General features: G+C 51.7%; 5 protein-coding genes and 2 pseudogenes. 4 read left to right on the forward strand and 3 right to left on the reverse strand.

Going from position 1 to position 14,404, the window contains the following annotated elements; all coding sequences use genetic code 11:
* The first annotated feature begins 13 nt into the window (after positions 1-13).
* The 4 genes and pseudogenes from aroB (at position 14) to hemE (ending at position 8,777) form a co-directional block, all read left to right on the forward strand.
* A pseudogene (gene aroB / locus O3276_RS22260) lies at positions 14-1,095 on the forward strand (3-dehydroquinate synthase).
* Positions 1,096-1,606: 511 nt separating this feature from the next.
* The gene (gene gltB / locus O3276_RS22265; RefSeq protein WP_269673268.1) at positions 1,607-6,064 is read left to right on the forward strand and encodes a glutamate synthase large subunit; all 4,458 of its coding nucleotides are present in this window, start codon (positions 1,607-1,609) and stop codon (positions 6,062-6,064) included.
* Between the two features lie 69 nt (positions 6,065-6,133).
* Positions 6,134-7,594, forward strand: a complete 1,461-nt coding sequence (locus tag O3276_RS22270) for a glutamate synthase small subunit GltD family protein (protein ID WP_269673269.1) — start codon at positions 6,134-6,136, stop codon at positions 7,592-7,594.
* 113 nt (positions 7,595-7,707) lie between these two features.
* Positions 7,708-8,777, forward strand: a pseudogene (hemE, locus tag O3276_RS22275) (uroporphyrinogen decarboxylase).
* On the opposite strand, the gene O3276_RS22280 reads toward hemE, so the two are convergent.
* The 3 genes from O3276_RS22280 to purH all read right to left on the reverse strand — a co-directional run bounded on the left by O3276_RS22280 (position 8,762) and on the right by purH (position 14,367).
* Positions 8,762-11,125: a response regulator gene (locus tag O3276_RS22280; RefSeq protein ID WP_269673270.1), complete on the reverse strand. Its 2,364-nt coding sequence runs from the start codon at positions 11,123-11,125 to the stop codon at positions 8,762-8,764. The pseudogene hemE and the gene O3276_RS22280 sit on opposite strands and share 16 nt — an antisense overlap.
* Positions 11,126-11,374: 249 nt before the next feature.
* Positions 11,375-12,655 (reverse strand): phosphoribosylamine--glycine ligase, encoded by a 1,281-nt coding sequence (purD, locus tag O3276_RS22285; protein WP_269673271.1) that lies wholly within the window; start codon positions 12,653-12,655, stop codon positions 11,375-11,377.
* A 128-nt stretch (positions 12,656-12,783) separates the two neighbouring features.
* Positions 12,784-14,367, reverse strand: a complete 1,584-nt coding sequence (gene purH / locus O3276_RS22290; RefSeq protein ID WP_269673272.1) for a bifunctional phosphoribosylaminoimidazolecarboxamide formyltransferase/IMP cyclohydrolase — start codon at positions 14,365-14,367, stop codon at positions 12,784-12,786.
* Between the last annotated feature and the right edge of the window lie 37 nt (positions 14,368-14,404).

The raw sequence follows: 14,404 nt of genomic DNA on the forward strand, positions 1-14,404 counted from the left end.
GGAGTCATCTACCATGCTGGAACTTAAAGTCGATCTGGGAGATAGAAGCTATCCCATTTTTATCGGCTCCGATCTTTTGTCAAACGCTGACTATTTCCAGTCTTACATTAAAGGTCGGCGTGTTGCCATTGTCACCAACGAGACGATCGCCCCTTTCTACCTGGATCTCATTAAGCGCACCCTGGCAAATTATGATTTGACGGTCATTACCTTGCCGGATGGTGAGCAGTATAAAAACCTCGAAACACTCAACCTTATTTTCGATCAGCTGTTGCAGGAACGGCATACCCGCAAAACAACATTACTGGCGTTGGGTGGCGGTGTTATTGGAGATATGACCGGTTTTGCTGCGGCCTGCTATCAGCGGGGTGTGGATTTTATTCAGGTACCAACGACACTGCTTTCCCAGGTTGACTCTTCAGTGGGGGGGGGAAGACCGGGGTCAACCATGCTCTGGGTAAAAACATGATCGGTGCATTCTATCAGCCCAATGCCGTCATTATCGATACGCTGACACTGAACACATTACCTGACCGTGAGCTATCAGCAGGACTGGCAGAAGTGATCAAATATGGTTTGATTTGCGATAAACCATTTTATCAGTGGTTGCAGGAAAACATTGGGCGTTTGCTGGATCGTGATCCGGAGGCGCTTTCCTATGCAATCCATCAATCCTGCCAGGACAAAGCCAGAGTGGTCGAGGCGGATGAGACTGAGTCCGGTATTCGTGCCATTCTCAATCTTGGGCACACCTTTGGTCACGCAATAGAAACGCATACCGGTTATGGCTCCTGGCTGCACGGTGAAGCGGTGGCAGCTGGTATGGTGATGGCGGCTGATCTTTCCTGCCGGGAAGGCCATATATCCAGAGAAGACGTCGATGGGCTTGTATATTTGCTTGATCGTGCCAGCCTGCCGGTGATGCCTCCTTCTGGTATCAACCCGAATCGCTTTCTTGAGCTAATGGCAGTGGATAAAAAAGTGCTGGATGGCCAGTTGCGGCTGGTGCTTTTGGACTCTATTGGTCATGCTGTGGTGACGGATGGTTTTAGCCATCAACATTTAATGGACTGCCTTGAGCAGTTCTGTTCCTGAATACTTTCTCAATGGCTGGAGCGTACTCTCCAGCTCTCATTATCTTAGTTATAACTATTCCTGATTGTGTGAATTTGCTGTAAAAAGCTTCGATATATCAATCTATTATTACGGTTTCTACTTGCATTGATGCGGGTCATTTGTGATTGCAGTGACAGCCGTGTAAAATGGCGAGCCGTTTTGCCTGCCAAGTGGCCATAAGCCAGATTTGGTTTTATGCACCTAATCTGCATAATTATGGCGGGAAGTCCTGTTACCAGAGGCAGAAAGCACACGGGTTACAAAACCGGTTACAAAATAGTTATGGCTCTACAGGGTAGTGTGCCGGTGGTACGCCAAAAATGTTTAAACGATGTGTATTCACCTGATTCAGAAAGTGGAACATGAAGCCTTCCGGATAGGAGTCAACTTCAAGGTGGAAGCGGGCTCCGGGAAAGTCGGGATGACTTTTGGTTAAGGCGAGGCGAGCCAGAAAAATAATGGGTTGATGAGGTTGGTAGAGAAAGTGCCTATGAAAGCAGGTCTGTATAATCCCGGGGAGTTTCGGGATAACTGTGGTTTCGGGCTGATTGCCCAGATGGAAGGTAAGAAAAGTCACCACCTTCTGAAAACGGCGATTGAAGCACTGACCTGTATGACTCACCGTGGCGGTATTGCTGCCGACGGTAAAACAGGCGACGGTTGTGGTTTGTTGATTCAAACACCGGATACTTTTTTCCGAACGGTTGCGAAAGAAAAGTTTGGCTGCGAGCTGCCCGGCCAATATGCCGTAGGGATGGTCTTTCTCAACACGGACAAGGCCCGGGCGAAAAAAGGCAAAAAAACGCTTGAGAAAGAGTTACAGAAGCAGCGGCTCAACGTGGTAGGCTGGCGCCAGGTTCCTGTTAATGTTGACTGCCTTGGCCCCATCGCCAAAGATCTGTTACCAGGCATTGAACAGATTTTTGTTACCCCCGAAGGTGAGCTGGACGAGAAAGAGTTTAATGCCAGACTCTACATGGCTCGCCGTTACACCAATATGGCGATGGCAGAAGACCAGGATTACTATATCTGCTCACTGTCGCCCAGGGTCATCACCTACAAAGGTTTGATGATGCCGGTGGACCTGCCGACATTTTATCCGGACCTTGGTGATACCCGCTTTGAAACCGCTATCTGTGTATTCCATCAGCGGTTTTCTACCAACACCATGCCGCGCTGGCAGCTGGCCCAGCCATTCCGCATGCTGGCTCACAACGGTGAAATCAATACCATCACCGGTAACCGCAACTGGGCAGAGGCCCGTCGTCAGAAGTTCCAGTCACCGTTGCTGCCAACGCTTGATGATATTTCTCCCCTGGTGAATCGCACCGGCTCTGACTCATCCAGCCTGGATAATATGATGGAGGTGCTGGTTGCGGGTGGTGTGGATCTTTACCGTGCCATTCGCATGCTGGTTCCGCCCGCATGGCAAAATGTCGACACCATGGATCCGGACCTCAGGGCGTTCTATGAATACAGTTCCATGCATATGGAGCCCTGGGACGGCCCTGCCGGCCTGGTTATTACCGATGGCCGCAACGCCGTCTGTGCCCTGGACCGAAATGGCCTGCGCCCGTCACGTTGGGTTATTACCAGAAACGGTTATTTGACCGTGGCTTCAGAAGTTGGCGTCCATGGCTATAAGCCTGAAGATGTGGTTGCCAAAGGCCGGGTTGGGCCGGGAGAAGTTCTGGCGATTGATACCGAGACTGGCGAACTGCACCAGGCTCATGATATCGATGACAAACTGAAAGTCCGCCAGCCCTATAAAAAGTGGCTGAAGCAGAACGCCTATCGTATCCGTTCCCACTTTAGTGAAGATGATTACAAGGTTGACCACCTGTCTCCTGAGCAGCTAAACGTCTATCAGAAGATGTTTATGGTCACCTTTGAGGAACGTGATCAGGTGATCCGTCCATTGGTGGAGTCTGGCCAGGAAGCGGTGGGTTCTATGGGCGACGATACCCCAATGGCCGTGCTCTCTGGCAGAACCCGAACGGTTTATGACTACTTCCGCCAGCAGTTTGCCCAGGTAACCAACCCGCCCATTGATCCACTGCGTGAAGCGATTGTCATGTCGCTGGAAACCTGCCTGGGTCGTGAGCTGAACCTGTTTGAAGAAACACCGGAGCACGCTGCCCGGGTCATTCTCAAGTCACCCGTACTATCCACTGCGAAATTCCTGGACCTGATGAGTGTTCGTCATCAGCATAAGTCCTTTGAGACAGCCACCATCAACCTGACTTACGACCCGTCTATTGGTCTTGAGCAGGCGGTATTGAATATCTGTGATCAGGCGGAACAAGCGGTGCAATCCGGCAAGGTGTTAATCTGCCTTTCTGACCGCCATATCGACCAGGGACTGCTGCCAGTATCAGCAGCCATGGCGACGGGTGCCGTGCATCACCGGTTGATTGGCAAAGGCCTGCGTTCTGAGTCCAATATTATTGTTGAAACCGCCTCTGCCCGTGACTCCCACCAGTTTGCGGTGCTGATCGGGTTTGGTGCCACTGCCGTTTACCCTTATCTTGCCTATGAAATCATCAATGACCAGATTCGCTCCGGTGAGGTAATGACCGATCCCCGGGAAGCGTACAAGGCTTACCGTAAAGGCATTGGCAAAGGGCTGATGAAGATCCTTTCCAAAATGGGAATCTCGACCATTGCCTCCTATCGGGGAGCGCAGCTGTTTGAAGCTGTGGGTCTTGCCAGAGAGATTGTCGATCTGTGCTTCTGTGGTGTTCAAAGCCGTATTCAGGGTGCCCGCTTCGAAGACTTCCATTATGAACTGGGTCTGCTGGCTGAAACGGCCTGGAAAGCCCGTAAGCCAATTCAGCAGGGCGGCCTGTTGAAGTATGTACACGACAGTGAGTACCATGCTTTCAACCCGGATGTGGTGCAACAGTTACAGGTTGCCGTTAAAACCGGCAACTATCAGGAGTACCGGAAATACGCCGAACTGGTCAACCAGCGTCCAGTAGCTACTCTGCGTGACCTGTTGGGGCTCAAACGCAATGATAAGGTACTGGCGGTGGACGAGGTAGAATCTGTTGGCGATATCGTGCGCCGGTTTGATTCTGCGGCCATGAGTCTTGGTGCTCTGTCTCCAGAGGCCCATGAAGCTCTGGCGGAAGCGATGAACCGTCTTGGTGGTCGTTCCAACTCCGGTGAAGGTGGTGAAGATGAAGCACGCTTCGGCACCAATCGTATGTCCAAAATCAAACAGATTGCCTCGGGTCGTTTTGGCGTAACCCCTCACTACCTGGTGAATGCCGAAGTCCTGCAGATCAAGGTTGCCCAGGGGGCCAAGCCCGGCGAAGGTGGTCAGTTGCCCGGTGGCAAGGTAAATGAGCTGATTGCCCGTCTGCGCTACTCTGTGCCGGGTGTTACCCTGATTTCACCGCCACCGCACCATGATATCTATTCCATCGAGGATCTGGCTCAGCTGATTTATGACCTTAAACAGGTGAACCCCGAGGCGCTGGTTTCCGTCAAGCTGGTATCTGAACCCGGCGTCGGTACTATTGCAGCAGGCGTTGCCAAGGCCTATGCGGATCTGATCACCATCTCCGGCTATGACGGTGGTACTGCTGCAAGTCCTCTGACGTCTATTCGTTATGCCGGTTCACCGTGGGAGCTGGGCCTGAGTGAAGCCCATCAAACGCTGCGTGGCAATGATCTGCGTGGTAAGGTTCGCCTGCAGACGGATGGTGGTCTCAAGACCGGTCTGGATGTGGTCAAGGCGGCCATTCTCGGTGCGGAAAGTTTTGGTTTTGGTACTACACCGATGATTGCCATGGGTTGTAAATACCTGCGTATCTGTCATCTGAATAACTGCGCTACCGGTGTGGCGACTCAGGATAAGTCACTCCGGGAAGAGCACTTCAAGGGTGATGTTGAAATGGTTATGAACTTCTTCACCTTTGTTGCTGAAGAAGTGCGTGAGTGGCTGGCCTTGCTGGGTGCCAGAACCCTTGAAGAGGTGGTCGGCCGCACTGAGTTGCTGGAGATTTTGCCGGGCCTGACGGAAAAGCAGCAGAACCTGGACCTGTCCCCGATTCTTGGCAGTGCTGATGTGCCTGCGGATAAGCCCGTGACCTGTCAGGTAGATCGTAACCCACCCTACGACAAAGGTGAGTTGGCGGAAAAGATGGTCCGCCAGACGATGGATGTCATCGAAAACGGAGAAGGTGGTGAGTTCAGTTTTACGGTGGGCAACTGTGATCGTTCCATCGGTGCCCGTCTATCCGGTGAGATTGCCAAACGTTACGGTAACCAGGGCATGGCGGATAACCCCCTGAAGCTGAACCTGACCGGTTCCGCGGGGCAGAGCTTTGGTGTCTGGAACGCCGGTGGTCTGGAGATGCGCCTGGAAGGGGATGCCAACGACTATGTGGGTAAGGGCATGACCGGCGGTAAGCTGGTGATCTATCCGCCGATTGGCAGCAGTTTTGTCACCCATGAAACCTCTATCATTGGTAACACCTGTCTCTATGGTGCCACCGGTGGAACATTATACGCAGCGGGTCGTGCCGGTGAACGCCTCGGTGTTCGTAACTCTGGTGCCAATGTTGTGGTGGAAGGCGCAGGCGACCACTGTTGTGAATACATGACCGGTGGTCTGGTGACTGTACTGGGCCGGGCGGGTCATAACTTCGGTGCGGGCATGACCGGTGGTTTTGCCTACGTGCTGGATCTGGAAAGAAGTTTTGTTGATCGTTATAACCATGAGTTAGTGGATATACATCGCATTGATAATGAAGCCATGGAGCCTTATCAATCACACCTGCTGAGTGTCCTGGAAGACTACGTTGCCGAGACCGGCAGTACCTGGGGGCAGGAGCTGATTGAGGACTTTTATGACTACAGTGGTCGTTTCTGGCTGGTGAAGCCAAAAGCTGCCAGTCTCGATACCTTGCTGGCCAGTACCCATGGTAGCCCTGAGTAATCAGGGTGTCCGCAGGGGTGGCAACAGATCAGGTATTGAACCTACGAACAGCTTTGTGAGGTCAGCGAAATGTCACAGATACCATTAAAAAATGGCAGCAGCCTGAGCCAGAAAGAAAGAAGGCTGAATAACAATTTTCAGTTTGTTGATGTAGGTCGTCATGACCCGGATAAGAAAAGCCTGCGTCAGCGCAAAACAGAATTTGTGGAAATCTACCAGCCGTTTGACGAACGGCAGGTAAAAAATCAGGCGCATCGTTGCCTGTCCTGTGGTAACCCATACTGTGAATGGAAGTGTCCGGTACACAACTACATTCCGGATTGGTTGAAACTGGTCTCTGAAGGTCGTCTTTTTGAAGCGGCAGACCTGTCACACCAGACCAATACGCTGCCGGAAGTGTGCGGCCGGGTTTGTCCACAGGATCGCCTCTGTGAAGGTGCCTGTACACTGAATGACGGCTTTGGTGCGGTAACCATAGGGTCCACCGAGAAATACATTACCGACACGGCGCTGGCGCTCGGCTGGCGTCCGGATATGTCCAGGGTGTCCTGGACCGATAAAAAAGTGGCCATCATCGGTGCTGGACCAGCAGGTCTGGGCTGTGCCGATGTGCTGGTACGCAATGGTGTAACGCCGGTGGTGTTTGATAAAAACCCGGAAATCGGTGGCTTGCTGACCTTCGGTATTCCAGAGTTCAAGCTGGAAAAACACGTTATGAGCCGTCGTCGTGAAGTGTTTACTGAAATGGGGATTGAGTTTCAGCTGAACACGGAAATCGGTAAAGACATCACCATGGAGAAGCTGCTTGAGGAGTATGATGCGGTATTCATGGGCATGGGAACTTACACCTATATGAAAGGCGGCTTCCCGGGTGAAGATCTTGAAGGTGTCCATGATGCGCTGCCTTACCTGATCTCCAATGTGAACCGTAACCTCGGCTTTGAACAGGATCCGGCAGACTTTATTGATATGAAGGGCAAGCGGGTGGTGGTACTGGGTGGTGGTGATACCGCCATGGACTGTAACCGCACGGCGATTCGTCAGGGAGCCAGGTCGGTTACCTGTGCCTATCGTCGTGATGAAGAGAATATGCCGGGCTCACGCCGGGAAGTGGCCAATGCCAGACAGGAAGGTGTGAACTTCCTGTTTAACCGCCAGCCGGTAGAAATTGTTGGTGATGGCCAGGTAGAGGGCATCCGTCTGGTAACCACTGAACTGGGCGAGCCGGATGACAACGGTCGTCGCCGTCCACAGGTAGTAGAAGGCAGTGACCAGATACTGGAAGCGGATGTGGTGCTGGTGGCCTTCGGTTTTCGCCCGAGCCCGGCTGACTGGTTTGAACAGCACGATATTCAGATTGATGAAGGTGGCCGGGTGGTGGCCCCGGAAAAAGCCAGGTACAAGTTCCAGACCAGTAACCCCCAGGTATTTGCCGGTGGTGATATGGTTCGTGGGTCAGATCTGGTGGTCACCGCCATTTGGGAAGGTCGTCAGGCAGCAGATGGTATTCTTGATTACCTGGATGTCTGATTAATCACTCTTTTTTACGATAATGTAGGGGCGTTTTTCCAATCCGGAAGCGCCCCTGTTTTTCTACAGCCTGGAATACTGATGGTTCAGGCAACGCTGGTATCGGGACTTTTATGACTCCATTGAAAAATGACCGCTTTCTTCGAGCTTTGCTCAGGAGCCAGTTGATGTAACTCCCGTCTGGATGATGCGCCAGGCCGGTCGTTATTTACCGGAATACCGGGAAACCAGGGCCCGTGCCGGTGATTTCATGGCCCTGTGCCAGAACGCAGAGCTGGCCTGTGAAGTAACTTTGCAGCCATTGGAGCGATTCCCGCTGGATGCGGCGATTCTCTTTTCCGATATTCTCACGATTCCCGATGCCATGGGCCTTGGGCTTTATTTTGAAGCCGGTGAAGGGCCGAAGTTCAAAAAGCCGGTTCGTACTGCCGCTGATGTTGCAGCGCTGACCGTGCCAGACCCGGAAAAAGACCTGGGTTATGTGATGGATGCGGTGAGAACCATTCGGCGTGAACTCAATGGCCGGGTGCCGCTGATTGGTTTTTCCGGCAGTCCCTGGACACTGGCAACCTATATGATTGAAGGTGGCAGTAGCAAAGACTTTCGTCGTATAAAAGCGATGATGTTTGATCAGCCAGAACTGCTGAAGCAAGTGTTGAGCGTGCTTGCCGAGTCAGTGACCAGCTATCTGAATGCCCAGATAGAAGCGGGTGCCCAGGCGGTTCAGATTTTTGATACCTGGGGTGGTGTGCTCAGTCCACAGAACTATCGTGACTTCTCACTGCACTATATGGACAGGATTGTTAAAGGCCTGAAGCGGGAAAATGAAGGCAGAAAAGTGCCGGTTATTCTCTTTACCAAAAATGGTGGGCAGTGGCTTGAAGCGATGGCCAATACCGGTGCCGATGCCCTGGGGCTGGACTGGACAACCGATATGGGTGAAGCACGACAGAGGGTAGGTAACCGGGTGGCCTTACAGGGCAATATGGACCCATCAGCGCTTTATGCATCACCTGAGCGTATTCGTCGGGAAGTGGCAACCATTCTGGAAAAATTTGGCACAGGCAATGGCCATGTGTTCAATCTGGGGCACGGCATTCACCAATATGTTGAACCGGAAAAGGCGGGTGCCTTTGTGAATGCCGTACATGAACTGTCTGCCCAATATCACGCTTCCGTATAACGCTGTTGCCTGCTGTTAAGGGCCTTTATCAAGGCTCTTTGTACGGTAAACCGGGTAACTGGCTTGGTGAGAATTGAGCTGATACCCAGTTTGCTGCACTGGTACTTACTGGGAGGGTTACTGACCCCGGTCAGCATAATAATGGCTGGTAAGGGGGCAATCCCCGGGTCGTCATTGATTCGTTCTGCGACCTGTAAACCTTTCAGTCCGGGCATCTGATGGTCAAGAATAATGATATCAAATGCCCGGCTCAGGTAAGTTTCGTTACGAATCATGGCAAGGGCTTCAGGGCCATCTTCTGCTTCAATCACCGAAATACCCAATAGATGACATTGCTGGCGGAGCACTTTACGACAGGTTGCATTGTCATCAGCAATCAATACCCGCATATTTTCATACTGGTTTTGCTGAGGTGTCTCATCTTGTCTGGGGAGCTTATTCTCTTCTCCACAGGAGCAGGGCAAAGTAAATGAGAGGATATTGGCCCGTTTACTGACCTTTCCTCCAAGCTGTCGTATAAGACGAGTTGCAAGGTATAGATTCAGCCCCATGACTGTCTCTGCTTTTATCTCGGATAAAGAGTGCTCACCGGATAAATGTTTTTCTGCAAGGCTGCTACCGGCAGGGTTTTTAAAACTGAACTCAAACAGCAGCTTATCGGCAGCATCCTTCTGAATAGAAAGCGCAACCTCTCCCGTTTCAGCCTGATTCAGCCCATAGAATAGAAATGCTTCCAGAATCAATGACACCCGATAGCCATCGATATGACATTCGGCAGGCATGCTTTCATCAACAAAGCAAATGATTTCAATATTCTGCTGTTCCGAACGATACTGGAAATGATGAATCAGCTCATCCACTGTGTTGTGTATATCAATCAGTCGTGTGTCCGATGTTATTTCCTGGTTTTGAGCCTTAATGCTGGAGGCCAGTAGATTGACCAGGTTGCCCAGTTCATAACCCGCGTAGCGAAGTGTTTGTACGTAGTCTTCCTGCTTCGGGGTCAATGGTGTGCTCAGTAACAGCTCTGACATGCCCATCACACCATTCAGTGGTGTACGCATTTCATGGCCCAGCGACTTCATGGTCTCTTCGTCCAGCTCATTCCGTTGTTGGACGCTATCCGCAAATTTTTCCCTGTTGATCACTTTTCTGTTGACTCTCCCTGACAGCGACAGGAAGCCGAGTGTCAAAGCCAATGTTTGAATCAGTAGCCAGGTCGTGTTTCTGGAAGATATCCCCAATGCACCGGTTTGGTTCAGGGCGAAAATACATTGACTGATGACCAGGGGGACCAGCAACCAGGGTGAGATATAGAGGCGATGGGGTTTTACCAGCCAGAAAGACAGGCAGAAGCAGGCATTACCGATCAGCGTCAGTACCAGCAGATGAGTATTTAACATACTACTGTCGCTTAGTGGCAACCAGAGGGCTGATACCAGGTAAATAAACGAGAAAATATTAAAGAAACGGATCAGCCGTGGCCTATGATAGCCAAAGAGATTTATGGCCAGCTGACAGAAAGTCAGGCTGATTAACAGCAGTGATAATTTGTAGAGCCAGGCTTCTGCTGTGATGGGTATGTAAAACCAGGTGCTCAGATAGCCCTGCCAGGAAGCCATAAAAACGAGTGCAAAGATAGCACCTGAAGCCAGCAGTAGATGAAAAATACGACGGTGATTAGAAGGTGAGAGGCCGTTTGACGTTTTTGATGGCTGTTTTATCGACAGGAAAAGCCAGGCATTGGCAAGAATCATTGATATCAACAGACCGCTGATTAATCCGGTTTGCCAGAGTTTATACCGCTGCTGTTTGATCAACTGATCAAAGCTACCCAGTTTCAGACTATTGCTCAGTTCCGGATGAAACGGTGCTTTAAGGTATATCATTGCGGACTGAGCTGGCAGCAGCGTAAAGCTCGTGGTGTTGACCTGATCCAGTGGCAGTGGTTTAACAACAGTCTTGCCAGTGGCAGCGCTGATGTATGTGAGATAAAGGGTCGGTAGTTCCTGCTGCTGATAATCCACAGACAGGACGGGATGGACTATTTCTGACGTATGGTTGGTGACAGGAAAGCGTAACCAGAGGTTTTGTTGCTGTTCTTCAGCGCTGAGTAAGTTGGGCTGCCATGGGGAAAAGCGGTATCTGAACGCTCCCTCAACCAGCGCATTGATGGATAGTTGGCTAGTGTCGTCAATATAGAACTCTGTACTCGTTCCGGGCTGGAGTAAGTAGGATGATTGATTAATGTCGACATTCGCAGACGCATTCAGGGCGGAGAAAGTAAACGATAAAATAAATAACAGTGCGAATGTCCATTTTTGCCGTGTAAAGGCTTGATAAAACACTGTTGAAAATTCCGTTTTTCGTATTTATGGCAGAATTATACTGAAAACTGACTGATTGGACAGTGAATCAGTCGACGGTTTACGCAAGAACAGGAAATTCAGGGGATTCTCCTGAAGTATGACAAAGTGAAAGGTTTTTTTAAACTGCAGAGGGAACAAAGCTCACGAAGAGAAAAGATAAGAAGTTTTATCTTTCTTTGTGGGCTTTGTGTTCTCTGTGGTTAAAAGTCTTTTGCCTAGCCTCTGTAACTATACCTCTTCCCGGGCAATGGCTCTATGACCGATGTCTGTACGATAGTAGACGTCTTTCCAGTCAATGCTTGTGACCGCGTTATAGGCCTGCTGTTGAGCTTCCTTCACGGTCTCGCCCAGGGCGGTCACACAGAGTACCCGGCCGCCATTGGTCAGGGTTTTGCCCTCTTCAATACGGGTTCCGGCCTGGAAGACTTTGGCATTGCTGATGTTGTCGATGCCCGTGATTTCATCACCCTTTCGGTAGGCTTCCGGGTAACCACCGGCTGCCATGACCACGCCAAGGGCAGTGCGGCTGTCCCACTTAATGTCAACCTGATCCAGCTCACCACGGGTACCGGCCAGGCACAGTCCTACCAGGCTGGACTTCAGGCGCATCAGGATGGGTTGGGTTTCCGGGTCACCAAAACGACAGTTGTATTCCAGTACCTTGGGTGTGCCATCAGCACCAATCATCAATCCGGCGTAGAGGAAGCCCCGGTATGGCATGCCTTCGCTGGCCATGCCCTGTACCGTTGGGACGATGACTTCTTTCATGGCACGGTCATGAATTGTGGGCGTCACCACAGGCGCAGGGGAATAGGCACCCATACCGCCGGTATTCGGGCCTGTATCGCCATTATCACGGGCCTTGTGATCCTGGCTGGTGGCCAGTGGCAGAATGTTTTTGCCATCCACCATGACGATAAAACTGGCTTCTTCCCCGGTCAGAAACTCTTCAATCACCACACGGTGGCCGGCTTCACCAAAAGCATTGCCAGCCAGCATGTCGTCAATGGCAGCAAAAGCTTCCTGCTCAGTCTGGGCGAGAATCACGCCTTTACCGGCAGCAAGTCCATCAGCTTTCACCACAATAGGTGTACCCTGTTGTTTGACGTAGGCTTTGGCGGGTTCAATTTCTGTGAAGTTCTGGTAGGCGGCGGTGGGGATATTATGGCGGGCAAGAAAATCTTTGGTGAATGCCTTGGAGCCTTCCAGCTGGGCCGCTGCCTGTGACGGACCAAATATCGCCAGACCGGCTTGTTCAAACCGGTCAACTACGCCCGCCACCAGTGGTGCTTCCGGCCCGACAATGGTCAGGTCAATGTTTTCTGACTGGGCAAATTCAACCAGTCTGGCGATATCCAGCACATCGATAGCAATGTTGGATACTTTGTTTTCAGAGGCGGTGCCAGCATTACCGGGGGCGACAAACACCTGTGTAACATTGTCGTCTTGAGCCGCTTTCCATGCCAGGGCGTGCTCCCGCCCGCCATTGCCGATGATCAGTACTTTCATAAAGGGTGTCCTTTGTTTGAACCACAGAGACCACGGAGTGCACAAAGGTTTTCTTTTTGTGATTTCTGCTTGGGAAAATTTTTTCGTGGAGGCTGAACCTGTTCTTCAGCCTTTTTTGTTTTGAACCATCAATGGCGAAAATGCCGAACACCGGTAAACACCATGGCTATGCCTGCCTGGTTGGCGGCGTCAATCACTTCCTGGTCTCGCATGGAGCCGCCGGGCTGGATGACCGCAGTAATACCTGCGCTGGCTGCGGCGTCAATACCGTCCCGGAATGGGAAGAAGGCATCGGATGCCATCACGGAACCGCGAACTTCCAGCCCTTCATCCGCTGCCTTGATGCCGGCAATGCGGGCACTGTAGACACGGCTCATCTGGCCTGCGCCGATACCGATGGTCTGTGAGTGTCTGGCATAGACAATGGCATTGGACTTCACAAATTTCGCCACCTTCCAGGCGAACTGAAGGTCGGCCATTTCCTGCTCGGTCGGGGCGCGATCCGTCACCACTTTCAGCTCAGAAGGATCAACAATACGGATATCGGAATCCTGAACCAGCAGGCCGCCATTAACACGCTTGAAATCCGGGAACGGAGTTGGCTCAGCTGCCAGTTGGCCAGCGTTTAATACCCGTATGTTCTGCTTATTCTGAAGAATGGCGGCTGCTTCAGTGTCCACTTCGGGAGCGATAATGACTTCCACAAACTGGCGCTCAATAATAGTACGGGCTGTGGCCATATCCAGCTTGCGATTAACGGCGATAATGCCACCGAAGGCAGAGGTTGGGTCAGTTTCGTAAGCGCGGTTGTAGGCTTCAAGAATATCTGTGCCGGTTGCCACACCGCAGGGGTTGGCGTGTTTGACGATCACACAGGCTGGCAGATCAAACGCTTTAACGCATTCCAGGGCCGCATCGGTATCGGCAATATTGTTATAGGAAAGCGCTTTGCCTTGCAGTTGTCTGGCGCTGGAAACCGTGCCTTCAGGTGGGTTCTTTTCGGTGTAGAAGGCGGCTTTCTGGTGCGGGTTTTCACCGTAGCGCAGATCTTCCACTTTAATAAACTGGCTGTTGAAGGTGCGGGGAAAAGCTTCCGGCTCATCGTCATCGCTGTTAATGGCGGTGCCCAGGTAGTTGGCAATAGCTCCATCGTAGCCGGCTGTATGCTCAAATGCCTTCACGGCCAGATCAAAGCGGGTGGCCAGGTCAATCAGGCCATTATTGTCAGCCAGGCTGTCCAGTACGCACTGGTAATCACTGGCGTTCACCACAATGGTGGTATCGCGGTAGTTTTTGGCAGCGGCCCGAACCATGGTCGGGCCGCCAATATCGATGTTCTCAATGGCGGTGGCCAGATCGCAGTCAGGGCGGGCAATGGTTTGCTCGAAGGGGTAGAGGTTGACCACAACCAGGTCGATAGGCTGGATACCATGCTGGTCCATGACAGATTCGTCCTGACCTCTGCGGCCCAGAATACCACCATGAACTTTGGGGTGGAGCGTTTTTACCCGGCCGTCCATCATTTCCGGGAAGCCGGTATAGTCGGAGATCTCAATGGCAGGAATATCGTTATCAGCCAGCAGTGCATAAGTTCCGCCTGTGGACAGAATTTCAACCGAATGCTGTTGCAGTGTCCGGGCGAACTCAACAATTCCTGTTTTGTCGGAAACGCTAATCAGAGCCCGGCGAATCGGGCGTGTCGTGACTGCCATTGTTTCTTACTCACCGCTTGTTGGAATAGATAGTTGG

It is taken from the genome of Endozoicomonas sp. GU-1 (genome assembly GCF_027366395.1).
In the GTDB taxonomy this organism is placed as follows: domain Bacteria; phylum Pseudomonadota; class Gammaproteobacteria; order Pseudomonadales; family Endozoicomonadaceae; genus Endozoicomonas.